Source organism: Bradyrhizobium sp. CSA207 (genome assembly GCF_029051685.1).
Taxonomy (GTDB): Bacteria; Pseudomonadota; Alphaproteobacteria; order Rhizobiales; family Xanthobacteraceae; genus Bradyrhizobium.
This window is the reverse complement of record NZ_JAACFT010000021.1, coordinates 25107-47366: the sequence shown is the minus strand read 5'-3', so window position 1 is coordinate 47366 and position 22260 is coordinate 25107. Positions and strand designations below refer to the sequence as shown.

General features: G+C 58.8%; 20 protein-coding genes. 16 read left to right on the top strand and 4 right to left on the bottom strand.

Going from position 1 to position 22260, the window contains the following annotated elements; genetic code table 11:
• The first annotated feature begins 48 nt into the window (after nucleotides 1–48).
• The 5 genes from GWG65_RS23550 to GWG65_RS23530 are packed head-to-tail and all read left to right on the top strand — an operon-like array spanning nucleotide 49 to nucleotide 6161.
• Entirely contained in the window at nucleotides 49–1590 is a 1542-nt protein-coding gene (locus tag GWG65_RS23550; RefSeq protein WP_275197956.1) for an AMP-binding protein, read from the top strand.
• Nucleotides 1591–1646: 56 nt separating this feature from the next.
• Nucleotides 1647–2819, top strand: a complete 1173-nt coding sequence (locus tag GWG65_RS23545; RefSeq protein ID WP_275197955.1) for an ABC transporter substrate-binding protein — start codon at nucleotides 1647–1649, stop codon at nucleotides 2817–2819.
• An 18-nt stretch (nucleotides 2820–2837) separates the two neighbouring features.
• Nucleotides 2838–3716 carry a branched-chain amino acid ABC transporter permease gene (locus GWG65_RS23540; RefSeq protein WP_275197954.1) on the top strand — a complete coding sequence of 293 codons (879 nt, stop codon included), beginning with the start codon at nucleotides 2838–2840 and terminating at the stop codon, nucleotides 3714–3716.
• Nucleotides 3713–5437 (top strand): ATP-binding cassette domain-containing protein, encoded by a 1725-nt coding sequence (locus GWG65_RS23535; RefSeq protein WP_275197953.1) that lies wholly within the window; start codon nucleotides 3713–3715, stop codon nucleotides 5435–5437. The genes GWG65_RS23540 and GWG65_RS23535 overlap by 4 nt, the downstream gene beginning before the upstream one ends.
• Nucleotides 5430–6161, top strand: coding sequence for an ABC transporter ATP-binding protein (locus GWG65_RS23530; protein WP_275197952.1), 732 nt, complete (start codon nucleotides 5430–5432; stop codon nucleotides 6159–6161). The genes GWG65_RS23535 and GWG65_RS23530 overlap by 8 nt, the downstream gene beginning before the upstream one ends.
• Nucleotides 6162–6205: 44 nt before the next feature.
• Here GWG65_RS23530 and GWG65_RS23525 read toward each other — a convergent pair whose 3' ends face one another.
• Complete coding sequence (locus tag GWG65_RS23525; protein ID WP_275197951.1) at nucleotides 6206–7105, bottom strand: LysR family transcriptional regulator; 900 nt, start codon at nucleotides 7103–7105, stop codon at nucleotides 6206–6208.
• A 252-nt stretch (nucleotides 7106–7357) separates the two neighbouring features.
• On the opposite strand from GWG65_RS23525, the gene GWG65_RS23520 reads away from it, so the two are divergent.
• The 4 genes from GWG65_RS23520 (at nucleotide 7358) to GWG65_RS23505 (ending at nucleotide 10884) form a co-directional block, all read left to right on the top strand.
• Nucleotides 7358–7978, top strand: a complete 621-nt coding sequence (locus GWG65_RS23520) for a tripartite tricarboxylate transporter substrate-binding protein (protein ID WP_275197950.1) — start codon at nucleotides 7358–7360, stop codon at nucleotides 7976–7978.
• Nucleotides 7975–8346 carry a tripartite tricarboxylate transporter substrate-binding protein gene (locus GWG65_RS23515; RefSeq protein WP_275197949.1) on the top strand — a complete coding sequence of 124 codons (372 nt, stop codon included), beginning with the start codon at nucleotides 7975–7977 and terminating at the stop codon, nucleotides 8344–8346. The genes GWG65_RS23520 and GWG65_RS23515 overlap by 4 nt, the downstream gene beginning before the upstream one ends.
• Before the next feature lie 55 nt (nucleotides 8347–8401).
• Entirely contained in the window at nucleotides 8402–9622 is a 1221-nt protein-coding gene (locus tag GWG65_RS23510) for an FAD-dependent monooxygenase (RefSeq protein WP_275197948.1), read from the top strand.
• Between the two features lie 65 nt (nucleotides 9623–9687).
• Nucleotides 9688–10884: a CoA transferase gene (locus GWG65_RS23505; RefSeq protein WP_275197947.1), complete on the top strand. Its 1197-nt coding sequence runs from the start codon at nucleotides 9688–9690 to the stop codon at nucleotides 10882–10884.
• A 19-nt stretch (nucleotides 10885–10903) separates the two neighbouring features.
• Here the strand turns inward: GWG65_RS23505 and GWG65_RS23500 are convergent, their stop codons facing one another.
• Entirely contained in the window at nucleotides 10904–11173 is a 270-nt protein-coding gene (locus GWG65_RS23500) for a hypothetical protein (RefSeq protein ID WP_275197946.1), read from the bottom strand.
• Between the two features lie 253 nt (nucleotides 11174–11426).
• Here GWG65_RS23500 and GWG65_RS23495 point away from each other — a divergent pair, with 253 nt between their 5' ends.
• Entirely contained in the window at nucleotides 11427–13610 is a 2184-nt protein-coding gene (locus GWG65_RS23495; RefSeq protein WP_275197945.1) for an alpha/beta hydrolase fold domain-containing protein, read from the top strand.
• Here GWG65_RS23495 and GWG65_RS23490 read toward each other — a convergent pair.
• A complete protein-coding gene (locus GWG65_RS23490; protein WP_275197944.1) occupies nucleotides 13585–14328 on the bottom strand; it encodes a GntR family transcriptional regulator in 744 nt (247 codons plus the stop codon). The two genes, GWG65_RS23495 and GWG65_RS23490, sit on opposite strands and share 26 nt — an antisense overlap.
• Before the next feature lie 178 nt (nucleotides 14329–14506).
• On the opposite strand from GWG65_RS23490, the gene GWG65_RS23485 reads away from it, so the two are divergent.
• The 5 genes from GWG65_RS23485 to GWG65_RS23465 are packed head-to-tail and all read left to right on the top strand — an operon-like array spanning nucleotide 14507 to nucleotide 18946.
• Nucleotides 14507–15664 carry an ABC transporter substrate-binding protein gene (locus GWG65_RS23485; protein WP_275197943.1) on the top strand — a complete coding sequence of 386 codons (1158 nt, stop codon included), beginning with the start codon at nucleotides 14507–14509 and terminating at the stop codon, nucleotides 15662–15664.
• A gap of 43 nt (nucleotides 15665–15707) precedes the next feature.
• The gene (locus tag GWG65_RS23480; RefSeq protein WP_275197942.1) at nucleotides 15708–16586 is read left to right on the top strand and encodes a branched-chain amino acid ABC transporter permease; all 879 of its coding nucleotides are present in this window, start codon (nucleotides 15708–15710) and stop codon (nucleotides 16584–16586) included.
• Nucleotides 16587–16591: 5 nt separating this feature from the next.
• Nucleotides 16592–17473: a branched-chain amino acid ABC transporter permease gene (locus GWG65_RS23475; RefSeq protein ID WP_275197941.1), complete on the top strand. Its 882-nt coding sequence runs from the start codon at nucleotides 16592–16594 to the stop codon at nucleotides 17471–17473.
• Nucleotides 17470–18225, top strand: a complete 756-nt coding sequence (locus GWG65_RS23470; protein WP_275197940.1) for an ATP-binding cassette domain-containing protein — start codon at nucleotides 17470–17472, stop codon at nucleotides 18223–18225. The genes GWG65_RS23475 and GWG65_RS23470 overlap by 4 nt, the downstream gene beginning before the upstream one ends.
• Nucleotide 18226: 1 nt before the next feature.
• On the top strand, nucleotides 18227–18946 hold the full coding sequence (locus GWG65_RS23465; RefSeq protein WP_275197939.1) for an ABC transporter ATP-binding protein: 720 nt from the start codon (nucleotides 18227–18229) through the stop codon (nucleotides 18944–18946).
• 133 nt (nucleotides 18947–19079) lie between these two features.
• On the opposite strand, the gene GWG65_RS23460 is transcribed toward GWG65_RS23465, so the two are convergent.
• The gene (locus GWG65_RS23460) at nucleotides 19080–21419 is read right to left on the bottom strand and encodes a cytochrome P450/oxidoreductase (RefSeq protein ID WP_275197938.1); all 2340 of its coding nucleotides are present in this window, start codon (nucleotides 21417–21419) and stop codon (nucleotides 19080–19082) included.
• Nucleotides 21420–21540: 121 nt separating this feature from the next.
• Between GWG65_RS23460 and GWG65_RS23455 the strand changes: the two genes are divergently transcribed.
• Nucleotides 21541–22236 (top strand): helix-turn-helix domain-containing protein, encoded by a 696-nt coding sequence (locus tag GWG65_RS23455; protein ID WP_275197937.1) that lies wholly within the window; start codon nucleotides 21541–21543, stop codon nucleotides 22234–22236.
• Nucleotides 22237–22260: the final 24 nt, after the last annotated feature.

The window sequence follows — 22260 nt, the reverse complement described above, 5'->3', positions numbered from 1 at the left end:
GCTAATCGAACGTACGATCGTTTGGAAGAAAAATGCCGGGGAGAAGCCATGCCGAGCAGAATTGGCGATGCGTTGCGCTGGCACGCGACTTACACGCCCGAAAAAGTTGCCATTATTTCATCGGAAGGTGAGCAGACGTATGCGCGACTTTGGTCGCGCGTGCGACGGCTGGCCGACTCGCTCACGGGCATCGGCGTCCAACCTGGTGACCGTGTTGCCGTGGTCATGCAAAACAGCAGCCGGTATCTTGAACTCTATCAGGCAGCCGCATTGCTCGGGGTTACGGTCGTACCGCTGAATTTTCGCTTTGTTGCGAGCGAAGTGGAGTACGTCGTCAATCACTCTGGCGCCAGCGCGCTGGTGTTTGACTCCCAGTTTATCCCGATGGTGCAATCGCTGCGGGATGAACTTCTGACCGTCGGCAAGAAGTACATCGTCAGCGACGGTCCCGAGGGCGTGGGAAGTTATTCTTACGAGGATCTCGTTCAATCCGGCCGTGAAGTTGAGCCTGAAGTGCCGGCCGATCTCTCGACCTGCTATTTTCAAGGGTATACGTCGGGCACCACCGGCTTTCCGAAAGGCTGTGTGAACCCGCATCGAGAATTCGCCGACTGCTTGCGCCGGATAGCCACGGTTTATGGCATTACGTCGGATGACAGGGAGTTTGTCGCGGCTCCGCTGTTTCATGAAGCGCCGGCCCTGTTTGCGTTGCTTCAGCTTTTCCGCGGCGGCACGGTGATTGTCTCCAGCGACAGCACACCGGCGAATGTCTTCGGCATGATCGACAGAAACAGGGCGACATGGGCCTTCATGGTTCCCACGATGTGGGCGTCCATGGTCGCGAGCGAGGAGATCGATCGGTTCGACCTCGGTTCGCTGCGCATGGTGATCAGCGGCGGCTCGCCGCTGCTCACCCACACCAAGGAAGCCTTGATCAAGCGGCTTCCAAATGCCGGTCTCAATGAATTCTACGGCGGTACTGAGGTCGGTCTCGTCACCAATCTCGGTCCCGCCGATCAGCTGCGGAAAGTCCGCTCCGTCGGCCGTCCGGTGATCGGCATGTTCGTCGAGTTGCGCGACGAGAACGGCCATCCGGTCCCGCAAGGCGAAGTCGGAGAGATCCACATCGGCGGTGCGACGCTCATCCGCGAATATTTCAACAATCCGCAGGCCACCGCCAGTGCCCGAAGTGGCAGCTTCTTCACGCTCGGCGACATGGGCCGGTTCGATGAGGAAGGCTTCCTGTACATTGTCGATCGCAAGAAGGACATGATCATCAGCGGAGGCGAGAACATTTATCCGAACGACATCGAGGACATTCTCTACAAACACCCGGCTGTAAACATGGCGGCAGTGGTCGGTGCGCCTGACCCGAAGTGGGGCGAGATCGTTGTGGCGGCGGTAACGCTGAGGCCCGGACAGACCGTGAGCGAGAGTGATCTCATCGCTCACTGCAAGGCATCGCTCTCGAGCTTCAAGGTACCGAAGAAAATCGACTTCCGCGATGAATTGCCGATGTCCTCATTCGGGAAAATTCTGAGACGGGATGTCCGAAAGTCCTATTGGGAGAAGCACGACGTTCAGGTCTGAAGGCAACCGTGAGCCACATAATCCAGGAAGAAGCGGGTCGCAGGGGGAAACACATCATGACAAAACAGCATCACGTTCGATCGGCGCGCCGCTTACTGGCCGTCCTAGGCCTTGGCGTCATCATCGCGCAACCGGCGTCGGCAGAGGAGCCCTACAAGATCGGCGCCATGCTGGATGTCACCGGGGGCGCGTCGTTCCTGGGCAAGCCCGAACAGAACGCGGTGATGCTTGCGGTCGATGAAGGAAACCAGGCCGGCGGCATCCGCGGCCGTAAGATCGAATTGATGTTCGAGGATACCAAGAGCACCGAAACCGATACGGTTCTCGCGGCCCGCAAGCTGATCAACCAATCCAAGGTGCTCGCATTGATCGGACCGAGCCGGACCGGTGGCGCGATGGCCGCCATTCCGATCGTTAACGAGGCCGAAGTCGCGCTGTTGTGTCCCGTGTCCGGCATCGGTGTCGTGCAGCCGATTGTTGAGCGCAAATGGGTGTTCCGGCCGGGGCAGGGCGGAGACCTGTCGGTGGCCAAGGTGCTCGACTATGCCAAGCGCGCGGGCTGGAAGAAGCTTGGCATTCTCTATTCGGCCGACGCTTATGGAGAAGACGGACGTGACAATTTGCGAAAGCTCGCGCCAGGCGTCGGCGTGTCGCTGGACCGCGAAGAATCCTTCCCTGCAAATTCCACCGACCTGAAATCGCAGCTCGCCAAGCTGAAATCAGCCGGCGTCGATGCGATCTTCATGCACGGCCTCGGCGCACCGTCGGTGATCGTCTACAAAAACGCACGCGAACTGGGGTTGGCCACCCCGATCATTTCCGGTCACGGTCAAGCCAACAGTGCGTTTCGTGACGCTGTCGGCGACGCCGTAATTGGTCAACCCATCGTCGGTGCGCCCGTTCTGGTGTGGAACGAGTTGCCGAACACTCATCCGCAAAAGAAGGCCGCCGAAGCATTCGTCACGAAGTACAGGGCCAGGTACGGAACGGCCCCGGACATGTTCGCCGGTATAGCCTACGATTCCGCCAACATGGTGCTGCAAGCCATCCGGGAGACCAACGGCGATCCGCAGATCCGCGATTGGCTCGAGAACAACGTGAAGAACCACGTCGGCATCACTGGCATCTTCAACTTCACGCCGCAGGACCACGCCGGTTTGAGGAGCGACGCGTTGGTGATGATGATCGCGGACAAAGACGGCTGGCGTCTTGCCGATTATGAAAAGTAAGAGCCGGGTCTGATCAGTATGGATTGGGATGTCATCCCGCAGTTCCTCGCAGGAGGCCTCGCAATCGGCGCCGTGTACGGCCTGATCGGTGTCGGGTTCAGCTTGATTTACAACACCAGTAAGGTGATCAACTTTGCGCAAGGCGAGTTCGTCGTTTACGGCGGACTCGCCACGGTCTCCCTCACGGCTGCCAGCCTTCCTACGGCTGTCGCGATTCCTCTCTCGCTTGCGGCGTCCGTCGTGCTGGGCGGCGCCTTGCAGTCGCTTCTGTCAACGGCGCGGCGGGGCAGCAACGAACTGACCTACATCATGACGACCATCGGCGTAGCCATCGCCATGCAAGGGCTTGCGCAACACATCTGGGGCACCGACTTCAAAACTTTCGCGCTCTATTCGGATGGCACCATCCGGCTGATGGGCGCGACCGTCAACTACGGCACGATCACGACCCTGCTTGCGACGTCCACGGTCTGCGCGCTGCTGTGGGTTTTTCTCTACAGAACCATGATCGGCAAAGCTATGCGTGCCTGCGCCAACGACAGCCGCGCTGCGCAGACGATCGGCATACGGCCAAGGCGCATGGTTCTGCTGGCGTATGTCGCAAGCGCAGGGATCGGCGGCCTCGCTGGCATTCTCATTACGCCGTCGCAGATGATGTCGTACGACAACGGCGTTCCTCTGGCGATCAAGGGGTTCACCGCAGCCATTGTTGGCGGCCTTGCGAATCCGTTCGGTGCCGTCGTTGGCGGTGTGGTTCTCGGGCTGCTTGAGGGCCTGGGCGTCGGGTTGATTTCGTCCGACCTGCAGAACGCATACGCGTTTCTTTCGCTCCTCGTTATTCTTCTGGTTCGACCGCAAGGCCTGTTCGGTCGTGCGGCGGCGGGATCCGCGAGATGAGCAAAACGTCCGGCTGGTCGGGTGTCGGGGTCAGGCAAGCTCCGGTCCTCGGAATACTCGCGGCCTTCGCCGCGATCCCGGCAATGTCGCAGGATGCTTACGTCCTCGGGGTCTGGACTTTCCTGCTTCTCAACATTCTCGTCGTGATCGGCCTCGACTTGCTGCTCGGATATGCCGGGCAGCTTTCGCTCGGGCACGGAATTTTTGTTGCCATCGGCGCCTATGCATCCGGACTCTTAACGACAAAGGCCGGCTGGTCGGGTTGGGCGGCGATGCCGGTTGGCACGATCGCCGCATCGCTGCTCGCGGCGGCTGTAGCCGTGCCGACGCTTCGACTGCGCGGGTACTATCTCGCCCTGGCGACGCTCGGGTTTCCCGTGTTGTTCGATGCAATGATCCGCGTGACGTCACAATGGAGCGGGGGCTCGTCTGGCGTGATCTCGATCCCGAGGCTGAGGCTGGGCGGCTATATTCTGCGCGATCCGTTGGTTTATTATTATCTTGTGCTCGGCGTTGTCGCGGTCGTGCTCATCGTGCTCTGGAATCTGGCCGGCTCGCGCCTTGGGCTGAAGCTGCGCGCCATTCATGCCGATGAAACCGCTGCGTCCGCGCGCGGCATCAACGTCGTGTTTCTCAAGGCTTCGGTTTTTGTCGCAAGCGCTGCAATCGCGGCGCTTAGCGGAAGCCTTTACGTCCACAATGTTCAATTTGTCGCGCCGGATACGTTCGGTCTGAACTATTCGCTGATTCTTGTGATCATGCTGGTTGTCGGCGGCATGGGGCGCATCTGGGGCGGCATTCTCGGTGTGGTCCTTCTGGGCTGGATGCCGGAACTGCTGCGCGAGGCGGCAACCTGGCAGCCGGTTATCTTCGGGTCCATCCTGGCGACCATCATGTTGTTTGCGCCGAACGGCCTTGCGGGTGTGGTGCGCCGGCGATCGTTCTTCGCGCCGGTCACGCGGAAGGTACCGAATACGACGTTTCATCGTGACGAGCGCGTTCTGACGGTGAATGAAATCGAAAAAGCGTTTGGTGGCGTGCAGGCCGTAACGGGCTTGAGCTTTCATGTCGACGCCGGAGAAATCAAATCGATTATCGGGCCCAATGGAGCGGGAAAATCGACGGCGCTGGCTCTTATCTCTGGTGCGATCGCAACAGATGGCGGAACGATCAAGCTGTGCGGCCAGAGCGTGGAGACAGCACCGGCATTCAAGCGCGCGCAACTGGGGCTGGGGCGAACGTTCCAGCACGCGCGGCTGATTCCGACGCTGACGGTCTATGAGAACATTCTGCTTGGTGCGTCCGTGCTTGGCAGCGCGACGCAACGCGACGAACACCAGGCAAGTCATGTTCTCCAGCAGGTCGGCCTTGAGCACGTTGCCCAACACTATCCTGACCAGACCAATCAGTACGAGCGTCGGTTGACAGAGATAGGAACCGCGTTCGCTGGGAATCCCCGGCTGTTGCTGCTTGATGAGCCGGGAGCTGGCCTGTCTTCCGCAGACATCGAACAACTCGCGTCCCTTCTGCGCGAACTGAAAGCGAACGGCCGCGCCATTGTACTTGTCGATCACATCATGAGTCTGGTGTTACCGCTGTCTGACAGCGTCCTGGTGCTGAACAGCGGTATGCCGATCATCGACAGTGATCCCAAGACAGTCATCAGCGATCCGAAAGTACGGCTCGCTTATCTCGGCGAGAGTGGCGACGTACATGCTTGATGTAAAGGGACTGCAGGTCCGCTACGGAACTGTCCTCGGAGTCGACGGTCTCGACCTTCACGTCAATCAGGGCGAGATTGTTGTCCTGATCGGTGCCAACGGGGCAGGTAAGTCCAGCACCGTTAATGCGATTGCGGGGCTGGTGAGGCCGGTTGCAGGTCTTATCAAGTTTCGCGATGCAGACATGGGAAAGCTAGATGCCGCCGCTCGGGTCGAGCACGGGATGGCGCTGGTGATCGAGGGACGCGGCGTTTTTTCGGAAATGACCGTCCGGGAAAATCTGGAACTCGGGGCCTACTCCCGGCCGGCCATCCGTTCCGCCGCCTTGCGCCGAGCCGCTGATCACGCCATTGCGATGTTTCCTCGTCTCGGCGATCGGTTCGATCAGGCAGCAGGAACGCTGAGCGGCGGGGAACAGCAGATGCTTGCGATTGCACGCGCCTTGATGAGTTCGCCCAAGTTGCTTGTCCTCGATGAACCGTCCCTCGGCCTTGCTCCTCGGATCGTCGACGAAATCGCGGAGCGACTCACACTGCTCTCAAGCGAAGAGGGCGTGACGATCCTCATTGCCGAACAAAATGCATCGCTCGGGCTCGACATAGCAAAACGCGGTTATATTCTGCAGAACGGTCGGATCGCGCTTGAAGGAACTGCTCCAGAACTGCATTCAAACACGGATCTCATACGGTTCTATCTTGGCGGCCAAAGCTACGTCCGGACTTAGATGTTCGATCTCGTTCCGGCCACGTAGCTTCGTATTGTTATCGACTAAACGCCCAGCTTTTCTGTGCTGCCGATCGCAAAATGACGAAATCCGTCCGCAGCCGGCGATAGAGTACGCCCCCGTCGCGTGAAGAGTGAGACCTGGCGGCGGATGATGGGCTGCACCGTCGGAACTGCGACTAGTCCGAAAGAGGCGAGCATGGGTTTGGCAGCTAGAGGCTGAGCCGTGATGCCTTGGCCGAACTTAACGAGTCCAAAGGCTGTGGCGAGGTACGAAACTTCGTGAACCGGCGACAACACCAGCGAGGACGAGCCATCTGAAAGATCGGCTTGCAGCCGAGCCGTGAAGTCTCTCGTCAAGCTGATGAACGGGAAGCGCAGCACCTCCTTCCAGGAAACCGATTTCCGCTTTGCAAGTTCATGACCGCGCGGGCAGATCGCGTCGATGCGGTCAACGAAGAGGGGCGTCTCGTCAATCTCTGGAGGTGTAGGCCTCTGGGGGGCTATGCCGAGATCTGCCTCGCCAATGAGTATTCGTCGAAATACTTCCTCGTTCAGCGTATCGAGCAGACGAATGTCTATGTTAGGGAATCGCGCCCGAAATCCATCCAAGACTTGCGGCACGAAGGTCGAGGCATAAAGAGGCGTGCAGGTAACCCGGACAAACCCTCGACGCCGGTCGCGAAGTTGAGCAGCTCCATTCACCGCCGCTTCTAGGTCTTCGATCACCTTGATCGCTGGCGGAAGGAAGTCAAAGCCCGCGACAGTGAGGGAAATGCCGCGCGGACCTCGATCCATCAGTCTCACACGCAACTCTCGCTCTAAGTCCCTAATCAAGAGGCTTAGCGCGGATTGCGTCACGTGAAGTCGTCTTGCAGCCAGAGTGAAACTCCCGAGTTCGCTAATCGCAATAAATGCGCGCAATTGCCGGATGGAGACAGCCATGAGATTGCCTTATCTTAACATGAGAACATTCAATTTTTTTAATACCGGAAAATGCGCTAACAATGAAGCCGCCGGATCATCCGTTCGCGGCGAGGAGTTGAAGGTGAAGAGTTAGCTATCGTCGAATGACCCGTGGGTCGACATTTCTGCTGAAATTCCACGCCGACCATACACCCCACTCCCGGTCCAGCCTGCAAGAGTAATCTATAGAACCGCTGCGATCAGTTCTCGGTTCAAATGCAAGGTAGCGCCATGTCGAAAATCCCGCGAGGCATAGCGAAAGTGCTCGTAGCGGCAAGTTTCGCTGTAGCAACATCAGTCACTTGTAGCGCGAACGAGCAAGGCTACCCGCACAAACCTGTTCGGATAATCGTTCCTTATGCGGCAGGTGGTTCTACTGATGCAATTGCCCGCTTGGTAGCCAAGGAACTGACTGATGAACTTGGGCAGACCTTTTACATAGAAAACAAGCCTGGAGCAGGCGGCGTCCTCGCTCATGACTTCGTCAGCAAAGCACCAATTGACGGGTCGACTTTATTGTTTAGTGCGGCGGGTCCGCTGACTGTCACGCCTCATACGTATCCGAAACTGCCATACAATCCGGTAGATGACTTTGTCCCGGTCAAGCTCATTGCGACTTCGCCGCTTCTTCTCATCGTCAATCCGAAAGTTCCTGCGAACAGCTTGCGAGAACTTATTGATCTTGCAAGGCGGCAGCCGGGCAAAATGAGCTACGGCTCTTTCGGATTTGGAAGCGCCTCCCACCTCGCTGGAGAGATGTTCAAACTGAGGCAGCAGCTTGACATCTTGCACGTTCCCTTCAAGGGCAGTGCCCCCGCGCTCACCGCGCTGCTCGGTGGCGAAGTGACATGATGTTCGACGTCTTGATCACCGCACTTCCACAAGTACAATCGGGCAATTTGCGCGCGCTGGCCATCACGTCGGAAAAGCGTTCAACCTTGTCACCGGACATTCCGACGCTCAAGGAAGCGGGCGTATCGAATGTCGAGGCGAGTACGTGGTTTGGCTTGCTTGCTCGTGCTGGGACCCCGCCGGGCGTTATCGAGCGGCTGTCTTCCGCCTTGGACAAGAGCCTAGCAAAATCGGAATTTCGCGCGGTTTTGACCCTTCAGGGTGCAGAGGTCGCGGGAGGCGCTCCAGAGCAGTTCAGCGCTTTTTTTCGGACTGAGTTCGAGAAGTGGGGCGCTGTGGTGAGAGACGCAGAGATCAAAATGCAGTGACCACTAATGCAGCGGCCCGTTTTGCAGGTGGTTGAACATACAACAGGAGAGGTCGATGAAATCGATCATCGTCGGCGCCGGTATCGCAGGCTCGACGCTGGCACTTGGTATGGACAAGGCTGGTCTTGATTACTTGCTGCTAGAACAAGCACCAGCTTTCGGCGAGGTGGGCGCTGGAATTCAGCTTAGTCCTAACGCTGTGCGCATTCTGAGTTGGCTTGGGCTTGGCGAAGATCTGCAACGCGTTTGCGCCGAGCCAGATTTTCACAAGTATTCGGTGTGGGATACCGGAGAAACTGTTCTGCGTGTCGCGCTGAAGCCGCAGGTTCAAGAAATTTACGGTCACCCTTATTATCACGCGTACAGACCCGATCTGATCGATGCGATTACCCGACGTCTGGACCGAAAGCGGGTTAAGATGAAGCAAAAAGTGAAAGCTGTTGGGCAGGGACTAAGTGGAGCTTGGGTCATTTGCGAGAACGGAGACAAATACGAAGCGGACGTCCTGATCGGTGCCGACGGCATCCACTCGGTGGTTCGTGAGCAGATCTTCCAGCCCGAGCCTCCGCGTGCTTCAGGCTATGTTTCGTGGCGCGGCGTGGTTGATGCGGAGGACATCGCCGATCTCGATATCCCCATTTCCGCCTATATCGACATGGGGCCAAATCTTTCCTTCGTCTACTACTACATTTCCGCGGGTCGCAAGTTCAATTGGCTTGCCACCGGGCCGACAGACGGCAAGAAATTGGAATCCTGGTCGCAGACCGCTTCAAGAGAAGAGATTCTTGGGGCTTTCAAGGGCTGGTACGACAGGCCAGCGCGGGTCATAGAAAAGACGAAGGAAATCTTCGTGACGGGCATGTGCGACCGCAACCCGCTTGAAAGCTGGGTTCAGGGAGGGATCACTCTGATGGGCGATGCGGCTCACGCCATGCTCCCCTATCATGCGTCTGGTGCCGGCCAAGGGATTGAAGATGCGTGGGTGCTGGCGCGCTGTCTCCAAATTGGTGCATCGGATCCGAAAGCTGCGTTAAAACGCTACGAAGATCTCCGAATCGATCGGGCAAACCGTATGGTGCGACACTCGCGGGAAGCGGAGGGTTGGTATCATCTCGCCGATGCTGAGAAGGTCGCAAGGCGAAACGCCCGGTTTCGCAAGAAAAACGTAGAATTCGGCGATCGAATCACGCCAGAGCAGCATTGGCTCTACAGCTACGACGCGGAGAAAGCTGTTCTTGGTGCGGACGACGAGTGGCGCAGTTTACCTGCCTGGTGAGCTTCGATTTCAGGCAATTGGCGCTGCGCGAGATCCAGTTGACATCTAAGTGATAGAGAGCAGGAATGACACTGCCGGGACGAGCTCTGGACGGTCTCAAGGTCGTCGATCTAACCAGGGTACTAGGTGGGCCATTTGCCACGCAACTTCTGGCCGATCATGGAGCGAACGTAATCAAGATAGAGCCACCTCAAGGCGACGAGGTTCGAGATTGGGGTCCTCCGTTTCACGATGGGGACGCCGCTTACTTCCACGGAATCAATCGTAACAAACGATCGATTGGACTTGACTTAACTCGCGAGGAAGGACGGCAGGTCCTTTTGGCCCTACTGCAGGACGCCGACATTCTGATCGAGAACTTCAAGCCCGGATCAATGGAGGCTTGGGGAATTGGCTATAACGAACTGAGCAAGCAGTTTCCGAAGCTGATTTATTGCAAGATTTCAGGCTTCGGTGCCGATGGACCTCTCGGCGGCTTCCCAGGATATGACGGAGTCGTGGGAGCCATGGTGGGGCACTGCAGTGTAACCGGTTCTGCGGAATCCGGACCGATGCGCTTGGGACTGCCGGTGGTCGATATCTCGACAGGCCTCTATTGCGTGAACGGAATCCTGCTGGCGGTGGTGGAGCGAGTGACTTCCGGCCTGGGACAGTTTCTCGAGGTGACGCTGTACGATGCGGCAATGTCGCTGATGCATCCACACTTTACCAACTTCTTCATGTCCGGAGAGAGTCCCAAGCGCACAGGAAACCAGCACGCCAGTCTCGTGCCGTATGGGATGTTTCCAACCCGAACTGTTCCTGTCATGTTGGGTGTGGGTAACGACGACGCGTTCCGCAAGCTGGCGGAAGCGATCGGTCGCCCAGATTTGGCAAGTGATCCTCAGTTTGCAACGAATGGAGACCGGCAGAAAAATCGCGAACTGTTAAACGAGATTATTACTACGCAGCTGAGCGAAGTAGACGGTGAATCCTTCGCTCTAGAGCTCCTGCGTGCAGGATTGGTTTGTGGGCCGGTGCTTGATACCCGCCAAGCGATAGAGAGCGAGCATACGAGGGCCCGCGGCATCGTTTATGAAGATGATTGGTATCGGGGAATCGGTACGCCGATCCGACTTGGAAGAACCCCCGGAGGATTGACGTCGCTTCCGCCGAAGTTCTCGCAACACGCCCGCGAGATCCTTTCTGATCACGGTTTCGGCGCGGACGCGATCAAGCGCCTGATGGAAGCCAAGGTGGTTGTTAAGCACCGACGAAAATAGATTCTATGCACAAGCCAATTCATGTTGGTGAAGCCCTTGGCAATCCGTTTGGCCTGGCACCGCCATGGCCGATGCGGGATGGCATCGCATGTGAGGCCTCGGCGACAATTCCGATCATCGATTGCGGGGCGAGCTGGATGGAATCACCGAAGCCGCACAGCGACTTCTGAATAAAAATCTTCGTGCGTTGCGTCGTTGCGTCGGCGGGGCAGAGCGTCCGGCCTGTTTGCGGCTTCGCGATGAGTTCGCGTGCTATCCAGTCTGACGTAGAGGCATCAGCTTCGGTCACATTCAACCCGCGGCCGGCCGAATTGCAGGTTCTTGCGGCCTGCCGACTCGTTCCCAACAACCTGGCATCTGCATCTGCTCTTCAGGTCGATCTTCGCGCGTTTCGGGTTTAACCGGGGCACTGGGAACTTGCAAATTGTACGGGCGGCGTTCGACCACCATAACGCTTTACATATACGTTTATATGTAATACCGGGTTCGAGCCGCTACGCTTCTTAACGCGCCTGCGGCCCGAACAGTCAGGGAGTCTCCAAATGCAGGTCGTCATCGTCGGGGCGGGGATTGGCGGGTTGAGTACTGCTCTTCAGTGTTTGCGATTGGGAATGCGGGTTACATTGCTTGAGCAAGCACCGGCGCTGCGCGAGATCGGTGCAGGTGTTCAGATTTCCAGCAACGGCACAGCGGTTTTGAGGCAGCTCGGGATTCTGCCGCAAGCTCACGCTGTCGGGGTGAGGCCGATTTCCTTTCGCGTGCTCTCATTTGACAGTGACAGCGTCATTTCGGATATGCCGCTCGGACCCGCAGCTGCCGAACGCTACGGAGAACCGTTTTATCAATTTCATCGTGCGGATCTGCTCGAGGTTCTCTTGACCGCGCTGCCCCCCGGCGTATTGCGGCTCAATGCCAGGGTCGACGATTTCGAACAAGATGCCCATGGCGTTCGCGTCACGCTGGCCGATGGCGAGCAAATTCATGGGGACGTGCTTATAGGTGCGGATGGCCTTCACTCGGTAATCCGAAAGAAGTTGGTGGGCGACGGGCCCACGGTCTTTTCAGGTAAGTTGGTCTGGCGCGCATTGATTCGGGCAGAGCGCGTGCAGAAACTCGCCTTCAAGGAGCGGTTTTACGGGTGGGCCGGTGCCGACCGTATGGTTTGGGCGTACTGGGTGCGCCCCGGAAAATTGCTCAATTTCGGCGGTGTGGTGCCGGCGACCGAATTTCATCGCGAGTCGTGGGACGCGTCCGCAGACCTGAACAATCTGCGCGCGTCGATGCGCGGCGCGAATGAACGTCTCGCCGGACTCGTGGATGCAATCGACGAAGCCTTCGTGACGGGCCTTTATGACCGCGATCCGCTGCGGCGCTGGACAGTCGGCCGGGCGACGTTGCTCGGCGACTCGGCGCACGCCATGTTGCCGTACCTTGCGCAGGGTGCATGCCAAGCTCTCGAAGACAGCAGCATGCTGGCGGCCACGCTCGCAAAACACGGCACCAAGCGTATCGCCGATGCGATGGTCGACTACGAAGCGCGGCGTCGGCCGCGTGCGACCAAAGTGCAGACCACCGCGCGATCGTCTCATATTTTTTGGACCGAGAAGGATGGTATCCAGTCTCGCGCGCGCGACGGGCGAATGAAGGGGCTGGCGCAGATCGATCCCTTGGCCACAACGATCTGGCGTTGGCTGTACTCGTACGATGTGGTGAAGGCCTCAAGCGAGGAGCGCATTGCCCCGGATAAGCGCGGCCTCCGCTCTGTTTACGATACCGACACGCCAGCTCAAGCAAGAGCTTGGGAGATGTGGCATGATCTATTCACTGTCGAAGAGGAGGCGAGCGGTGTCCGCGGCCTCCGGAAAGGTTACGACAGATTTTTCAGTCAGTTTCGACCGAAAGCCTCGACGACAATGCAGACGGTGATAGTCGGTGCTGCGGACGGATTGTGGATTGATCCTCAGAACACCGCTCGCCAGAATGTCGTACTTCACCTGCACGGAGGCGGCTTCGCATTCGGATCGGCTGAATGCTCGACCGAATACGGCGAGCGCCTTGCGGAGGCCGTCGATGGTCATTGCTTTGCCCTAAACTATCGCTTGGCGCCGGAGCATCCGTTTCCGGCTGCCCTCGACGACACGGTCGAAGCGTATAAATGGTTGCTCGGGCAAGGCTTCGAGTCGTCCAGCATCATCATCAGCGGCGAATCTGCGGGTGGCGGCTTGGCGGTTGCAGCAGCAATGCGCATTCGCGATGCTGGTCTGCCCCTCCCCGGTGGGCTCCTCGCGCTCTCCCCTCTCGCAGACAACAGCTTGTCAAGCGAAAGCATCGACCAGCGCGAAGGTCAGGATCCGATCATTGATCGCGATATCCTGACCTACATGGCCACGGGATACTTCCAGTCGGCGCCGGCCACTGACCCTTTGGTCTCTCCGATCTTTGGTGATCTACACGGATTGCCTCCCATGCTCATCCAGGCCGGCGAGACGGAGGTGCTGGTCGACGACGCGCGGCGGCTGTCCGATCGCGCGCGAGGGGCCGGTGTCGACGTCACATTGCATCTTTACGCAGAGCGGCTCCACATCTTCAGCTTGTATCCGTTCCTGGAAAGCGCACAGCAGGCGCTCGCCGAGTTTTCCGCCTTCGCGAAGCGTGTTGTCGGCTCCGCCGCCACCGCAGTTCCGCGCGCTCCGCAAATTGCTACACAGCGACAGTTGGGTTCCTGAGATCCAAATTGATTTTCACCGCGAAAAGTTCGGCGCGATAATAAATCTCTAGGACCGTCAGTACGCGATCCTCGACGTCGCGCAAAACGCCTCGAAAGGCCATGACTGGCGCCACCGGATCAATATCAAGTGCGTGGCTCACCTCAGGAGATGGAACTTCGGCGAAGAACGAAAGATCGACGTCTTTCAGCTCCAAGCCGAGTTGCTCGCGCATCAGACGGAACATCGGGAATCGCTTGATGTCCGACTTCTTCATAGCCTTGGCCACGTCAGGAAGGATGTAAATCGATCCGAAAGACCATGGTTTGCCCCCGTAGTAAACGCGGCGCCGGAGAAGTTTTAACGTTTTGATCGAGCTGTCAAATCCCGGTAGTCCTGCAGGACGGTCCACGAGTGCCCAAGTTTGAATTTCCGTTCCCGGATCAAACTCATCCCGAAACATGAACGCCAAAACGTCGCGGTCCACGTGCGCTGCGGAAGCGGCGGATTGCTCGGAGACAAATGTGCCGCGTCCCCGAGTCCTAGTTATCAGTCCGTCACCCTCGAGATCTTTGAGCGCTCGCTGCACCGTAATGACGCTCACTCCCAGGTCGCCCGCGAGCCTTACCTCGGGCGGAAGGCGCGCCCCGGGCGGATAGACGCCTTGCTTGATTCTGTTACGCAGCAACTGAGAAAGTTGAAAGGTGAGGGACACCTTGTCCGAGAACAAGTGGCTCATTCGAAGCACTCTGTGGGTTGGAGGTCTTTCTGACCACGCAGCCTGAATAAATCAAGCGGCGCGACCTATAATACTTTACATATATGTTTAGATGTAATAACCAAGCTGCGGCCACAATCAAGTGGTGCGCAGCCATCGCGGCACAGCTCAAGCTAATACGCGCAAAGGGAGGTTCGATATGGCGATTGATTTGACGCGGCGTCATTTTGTGAGCGGTGTGGCTGGTCTGACGACTGCCTCGATGCTGTCAAAGGCGGCTTTCGCGGCCGGTCCAATCGACATTGGGTTTCTCATGCCGCTAACGGGCGGCTCTGGAAAGCTCGGCAACATGATGATGGCGGGTGCTTCGCTTGCCATCGACGAGATCAATTCTGCCGGCGGCGTAGAAGGGCGCCAGCTTCGGTTGTTGCCAGAGGACAGCCAGGGTCTGGCGCGAAATGGAATTGATGGGTACCGCAAGCTCGTCGACGTTGACGGTGCCCGAGTTCTTGTAACCGGTTGGACCGCGGTGGTTGTCGGTGTTGCGCCGTTGGCGGAACGTGACGGCGTCTATCTCCTGTCGGCGAGCACGGCCTCGCCGGCAGTGCGCGGCATCTCCCCGAATTTCCAATCGACCTGGATGTACGCGGACGACTCGGCGAAGCAAATCCTGCCTTATGCGCGAAACGTGCTCAAGGCTTCCAAGCTGGGCATCCTCACTATCGTCAGCGACCTGGGGACCGGGATCAGCAAAGCCGTCCACAAGGATTGGACCGAGGCGGGCGGAAAGGTAATTGTCGAAGAGACGCACCAGATCGACGAGACCAACTTCCGTGCTGTAATGCTGAAGATGATCGCCGCAGGCCCGGAGGCGATCTACATCACGACATCGACGGGCAAACAGGCGGCGCAGATCGTTCGGCAGGCCCGCGAGCTTGGCTATCAGGGCTATTTCATCTCTTTCGGAGCGTTCGAGGATCCGGAAGTCCTGTCAATTGGCGAAAAGGCGACGAAGTGCTTTTTCTCGACGCCCGCTTTCGACGCGGCCACGTCGGACGTCAACGCAAGGGCATTCGTTGAATCGTTCAAGGCCAAGAACGGTGCACCGCCGAACGTACACCAGGCCAACCACTACGATCTGATCAGGCTGTACGCCGAGATTGCGCGCGCGATCGCGAAGGGCGGCGATAAGATCTCGGCCGACAACTTCCGCGCCGCCTTCAAGGCAAAGTTCCCGACGTACGAAGGCGTCGGCGGCAACTACGCATTCAATTTCAACGACGGCAGTGTGCGCCGTTCCGAGTTCGTAAAGACAGTTGCCAATGGCAGGTTCGTCAAGGTCGCTGATCTTACCTGATCGCAGGGTAGGTCTCTCAACGCGTGTTTAAGTCGGTGCAGTCATGACGTCCTACGGCCTCCTCGCCAACCTCATCGTCGATGGGTTCGTGTCGGGCTGCATCTACGCTATGCTCGCGATCGGTTTTTCCCTGACTTGGTGGGTATCAAATGTGGTGCACCTCGCCCATGGCGGGGTGCTGGTCGCCGCGGGTCTGGTGCTCTATCTATTCGTCGGCATTTTCGGCGTTCCGCTTCCGATCGGGATAGCCGCCGCTCTCATTGCTGCGGGAGTGCTCGGCTTCGGGACTGATCGATTGATCTATCAGCCGCTGAAGGAGCGTCGTACCGACGAGATGGGCATGCTCACGGCGTCGCTCGGCGCACTTATCATTATAGAATATTCCCTCGTCATCGCCTTCGGTCTGGATGGAGCAACGCTCGACGCTGGCGCGATGCGGACGCCGCTGGCGCCAAGCGTCGTTCTGGTTCTCGATCCGTTTGCGATAGCGGTGGTCGTTTCCACTGGCTTGGTATTCGCTGCTCTGACGGGCTTCATGCACTTCACCGTCTATGGCAAGCGCATCCAGGCGGTTGCTCAGAACCCGGACCTAGCTGGCGTGCTAGGAATCGACATTGTCGGGGTCGCGCGGCAAACCACCCTGATCGCCGCGTTCCTTGTCGTTCCAGCCGCGTCTTTCATGCTCTACAACACTGGAGTTCGACCGATCGAAGCGCTCCACATTGTTCTGGTCGCAGCAATCGTGGCGATTATCGGTGGTCGGGGCAGCATCATCGGGGCGTTGGTGGCGGGAATCGTGGTCGGGGTCGCTGAAAGTGCGACTGTCTGGTACCTCGCTGCGGGCTGGCGCCTGCTGATCACCTTCCTGATCCTCTACGCGGTGCTTCTCTATCGGCCCCACGGTTTGTTCGGCAGGGTCTGAAACTCATGCAGTACGTTATTCATCTTCTGATCACACTCAACATCTACGTAATTCTGGCGATCTCTCTCGACCTGCTGGTCGGTTTCGCGGGTCTGATTTCGCTGGCGCAGGCGGCGTTCTTCGGTGTGGGCGCATATACGAGCGCGCTGATGACGATCAACGGGGTACCGCCTTTCGTCGCGATTGCTGCGGGAATGTTTTGCGCTGCCGCGTTGAGTGGCGCTATTGCGCTCCCCGCGCTGAGAGTTCGCGGAATCCATCTGCTAATCATCACTATCGCGGTTCAGATCGTTACGACGCTGCTTTTGGTCAATTGGGCTGACGTCACGGGTGGAAGCGCGGGTGTGCCCGGTATCCCGCGGCTGTCGATCTTCGGAATGCCGCTGTCGGGCGTTTCGTTCCTCTCGTTTGCGACGGTTTGCAGCGTTTTCGTGTATTTTGTAATGTGGCGGCTGTTGCGTTCGCCTTATGGCAAGTTGCTGCAGGCGATGCGCGACGATGAGATCGGCTGTGTCGCGCTCGGAAAGAACGTTGCTGCGATGAAGATCTCCGCCTTCGCGGTTTCCGGAGCGATTGCTGCGTTCGCCGGCAGTCTATATGCGCACTACGTGACTTACGTCGACCCGCGCAGTTTCGACATCAGCATATCGATCTTGATTTTGCTGATGGTGATGCTGGGAGGGGCTGGCACGCTTCGGGGACCGGTGTTGGGTGCTGCGTTGCTGTTGGCGTTGCCGGAATTGCTGAAATTCGTACCGTTGCCGCTGGGGGTCGGCGCCGCGTTGCGCCAACTGGCATACGGTTTGATCCTGGTTCTTGTCGTGTTCGTGCGGCCCGAGGGATTGCTCGGACATCGCCGGACGGCAGATGCGGGTACCAGCGCATGAGTGTGGCTCTCGAACTAAACGGTCTCTGCAAGCATTTCAGCGGAATCGAAATCCTCAAGGGCGTCACGACCAGTATTCCACGCGGCCAGGTGACCGCGCTGATCGGATCGAACGGTGCCGGAAAATCGACGCTCCTCAACATTGTTTCCGGGCTGATCCGCCCGAATGCCGGGACAATCTTCCTGCATGGGGTCGACATCACCGCAACCAGCGCGCATCAGCGGGCGCGCGCGGGCCTGCTGCGGACGTTCCAGCATCCGCGATCCTTTCGATCACTGACCGTCGTGGAATCGGTGATGCTCGCGGCGCGCTTGCCGGAGGAGGAAACCCTGGTGGGAAATCTCCTGCGGACATTCAAATCTCGCGACTCAGACGCGGCGGAGGGGATTGCGCGCCGGGTTCTAGCTCTCTGCAGGTTGGAAGGGCGGGCCGAGATTAGGGCGTCAGAGCTCAGTTACGGAGAGCAGAAGCTGTTGATGCTCGCGCAGACGCTCGCGGCGGACGGCAAGTTGATGTGCTTCGACGAATTGTGCGCAGGCCTCGAAGAGGGGGTCGTGGACCATATCGCGCACCAGTTCCGCGAGCTCGCGGACGAGGGCCAGACAATTCTGTTCATCGAGCACAATCTCAGGCTTGTCCGTCAATTGGCCGACCGGGTTGTATTCCTGCACATGGGCAAGGTGTTTCGCGAGGGGAGCACCGACCACGTGCTGCGAGATCCGGACGTCGTGCAGCTGTATCTGGGCAAATGAAATGGACAGCGTAATTCTGCAAGCAGATCGCGTGTGTGCCGGGTACGGCAGCCAAGAAGTCCTCAGATCGGTCGACTTCACCATCGGGCCGAAGGAGCTGTGCGGCATCATCGGGCCGAACGGCGCGGGAAAGACTACGTTGCTGCGCACCCTCTACGGGATCTTGCCGGTAAGTTCGGGCGCAGTTCGCTACGAGGATCGCGATATCTCGCGGCTATCGGTTCGCGAGCGGCTGGCGGCTGGGATCAGCTACGTCGCGCAGGAGCGCAACGTGTTTCCGGGGCTGAGCGTAGGCGATAACATTGATTTGGCGGTCAGCGTCCTAACAAGGGGATGGACCGATGGTCAGCGCCGGCAACGCAAGGAGATAGTTTACGACTTGTTTCCGCGACTGAGGGAGCGTCAACGCCAGGCGGTGGGACTGATGAGTGGCGGCGAACAGAGGATGGTGGCGATCTCGCTGGGAATGATCGGGAAGCCGCGCGTGCTGTTGCTCGACGAGCCGACCACTGGGTTGGCTCCTGTAGTCGTGCATCAATTGATGGACGCTATCCGTAGCTTCAGCGCCGAAGAAGGTGTCGCCACGGTCGTCGTCGAACAGAACGTCCTATCCCTGCTCAGCGTCGTCGACACTATCTGCATCGTCAAGGATGGACGGACCACCCGCTACGACGGCGATCCGTCCTCGATCAGAGACAAGGATATCTGGGAATATCTGTAGGTGGTTATCCTAGCGGGGAACCTGTTCCGCTTACGAGTCCGGGTACCCGAAAAACGAACGCCGAGCGGCCACTCTTTACAAGGTGGCGTCGCGCCGGGCGAAGGCGATCCGCCTCCACCCGGCTCGACCAGTTTTACAGGTTGAGCACGATCTTTCCGCGGCCACGCGAGCAACAAGCCATCATCCGATCGCCAGCGCGCTGTTCTTCTTTGCTGAGGACGCGGTCGCGATGGTCAACGTCCCCCTCGACCACCTCGACCTGACAGGTGCCGCAAAGTCCCTCCTCGCAATCGCTTTGCACATCGAGACCAGCAGCCCGAACCGCCTCCAGCAAGGTCTGATCGGGTGCGACACGGACGGTAAGGCCGGAATCCTTAAGCACGGCGTCGAACGCGTTTTCGACGTTGGGATCCAGCCGGGCCTCAGTCGCTGTGAAATGCTCGACGTGGAGCTGTCCGGGCCGCAATCCAGGTTCGCTGGCGAGCGCGTCGAGCAGGCGATCCGGACCGCACGCGTAGATCCGAGCGCCGCTCGCCGTTTGATCCGCGAGCCGCGCGGTATCCAGCCTCGTTGCCTCCTCTGAGACGTGGAGATGCAGCCGATCGCCGTGGGCTCTAACCACCCGGTCCAGCAGAGCCATCGTGCGGCGTGCTCGACCGCAATAGTGCAATTCGTAGTTCCGGCCGAGGTGCATGAGGCGGTCGGCCATCGCAATGATCGGGGTGATGCCGATACCGCCCGCTACTAGTATGTACGGTCCTGAATGACGGTCGTCGAGCTGAAAATGGTTCTTGGGTCCGCGGACCATGAGCTTCATTCCAGGCCGAAGCTGGTCGTGGATGAAAGCCGATCCGCCGCGACTTTGAGCTTCGCGCAGCACGGCAATTTCCCAAGTCGGGACGCCCGGTTCTCCGCAAAGCGAATACCGGCGAACGAGATCGCCGAGGACCACGTCGATGTGCGAGCCGGGCGTCCAGCCGGGAAGTTCATCGGTGCCGCTCGGTACCAGCGTCAGTCGCACGACTCGTTCCGCCTCGGGCTCTACCGCGGCAATGGTCAGAGAGCGCGCGACGTTGCGGATCGACGGCGCACCGATCGGGAAATTTCGCTTTGGCGACGATACCCCTCCCGCGAGCTTTTCCGGATTGCGCGACGGGTCCCAGCGCACGCGCAGATGCTCCGGCCCCCGGAACGACGTGTTGGCGACATAGGTAACGCGCTGGTCAGGGACCAGCTCCATGTGCGGCAGGCGGCGGGTCAATTCTTCGAGGAAGATCCGCATCTCCATCCGAGCGATATTTTTGCCCATGCACTGATGACTGCCGTAGCCGAATGTGAGGTGATCCGTGGTATTGGCGCGATACAGATCAATAGCGTCGGGGTTCTCGAAATGACTCGGATCGTGGTTGGCGGATGCGCTGACGATCAACAGCCGCGAGCCAGCCGGGATTTGCACGTTTCCGATCGTGGTATCGCGGGTTGTTATCCGCCGCCAAGCCGCTACCGACCCGGAAAAACGGAGACATTCCTCGACTGCGTTGGGGATGAGGTCCGGGTTCTCGCACAATTGGTCCCATAGGGGCCGGTCGCGGAGCAGGGCGAGGATGGCATTCGCCGTGGCGTGGGACGTGGTCTCGTGCGCGGCCACGATGATCGCCATCATCATGGAATGAAGATAGGAATCTGTAACAACCTCAGGCAACTCCTTCTGCCGCCGGATCGCGTAGCGCATCCAGCCGTGCTCGTCAGGCGTAGCACGCATCTTTTCGAGCACGCGGCCGGCCAGTTGCCAGAAATTGCCGACCTTCCGGGCGATCTCGACTTGTTGATCCGGCGTCGGTCTTCCCCAGGTATTGACTGTATGGGCGATCGAGTACTCGCGTAGCTTATCCATGTCTTCTTCGGGCACGCCCAGGAAATGCAGCGCGACACTGAGCGGCACTTCCCACAGCATTTCATCGACAAGATCGGCTTCGCCATTATCGACGAAACGGTCCACGTATTCGCGCGCCAAACGCCGGACCATGGGCTCATGCGCAGCGAGTTGATCTGGATTGAAGGAGTGCATCAGCGCGCGGCGACGCTCCATATGAATTGGCTCGTCCTCGTTCACCAACGTCCGATTCATGCCATAGTCAAACGACTTGAGAACCTGCTGAGCTTCTTCGGAGAATGGCGTGATCTTCTCCAATGCGACGCTCGGAGAGTACGTGAGGTTATCGCGGAAAATGCTCTTCACGTCGTCGTAACGCGTCACGACGTAGTAACCGAGCTTTGGACTGTAGAACACTGGTTCTGATTCACGCGCCCAGCGAAGGTACTCCGCCGGGTCCAGCTGATAGCCTTCCTCGAAAGGGTCGAAACTCGCAACGCGCTCCGATAAGGGGCAGCCGGTGGGCGCTCGCGGAGCCGTCACGCCGGTGAATGGGCAGGCGGCTTGTGTTTCGGGTCCCCGGCGGGTCGCGATGCTCATGATATGGTCGTCTCCTCTGTCTCTATTATCGCACATAATGTTCTATAATAGATTATATGAAGTAGAGGTCCCTTGGTCAATCGGAGGGATTTGGGTAGGCATGGGCGAACGAGAGGGGCAGATGAAGGAAAAAGAATCGGGGACGCTGCAGACCCTGGATCGCGGCCTGTCGACAATTGAACTGGTGGCTCAGTCGTCGGAGGGACTAACCGTGGCGGCGATCGCTAAGGCTCTAGGGGTTCATCGGGCGATCGCCTATCGAATCGTGTCGACTTTGGAAACACATGCGATGGTGACCCGCTCACCCGACGGGCGCGTGCTACTGGGTATTGGTATTCCCGCGATTGCAGGCCAGTTCATGCCGCAATTTAGAGTCTTGGCGGAGGCGCCGCTGCGGAAACTAGCGTCGGACGCCGCAGCGACGGCCTTTATTGCCGTCGCTGAAGGTGACGATTGCGTGGCGATGCAGGTCGAAGAGCCTCCCGGGCACTTGATCCGGGTCGGCTATCGAGTCGGAAGCCGTCATGCGCTTTCGCAGGGTGCCGCCGGTCTTGCCATCCTTGCGGCCCGCCCCCCTCAGCGCGATGATCCAGAGTCGGTCCGCCAAGCGCGGGCAGACGGTTACAGCCTCACCCAGGGCCAACTGCAACGCGGCGCCGTTGGCGTTGCCGTGGCCCTAGGCCGCACAGACAATCGAGCAGGCTCACCAGAGTTCTCGATCGGGGTGGTCGCAATGGAGGACCTCGATATCGAAAGAGCGATCCGGTGCGTGAAGGAAACGGTGCGATGCCTCGATGGCTTAATGAGAAGGGCGTGAGCACTCTCACAAGAAGGGATTCGG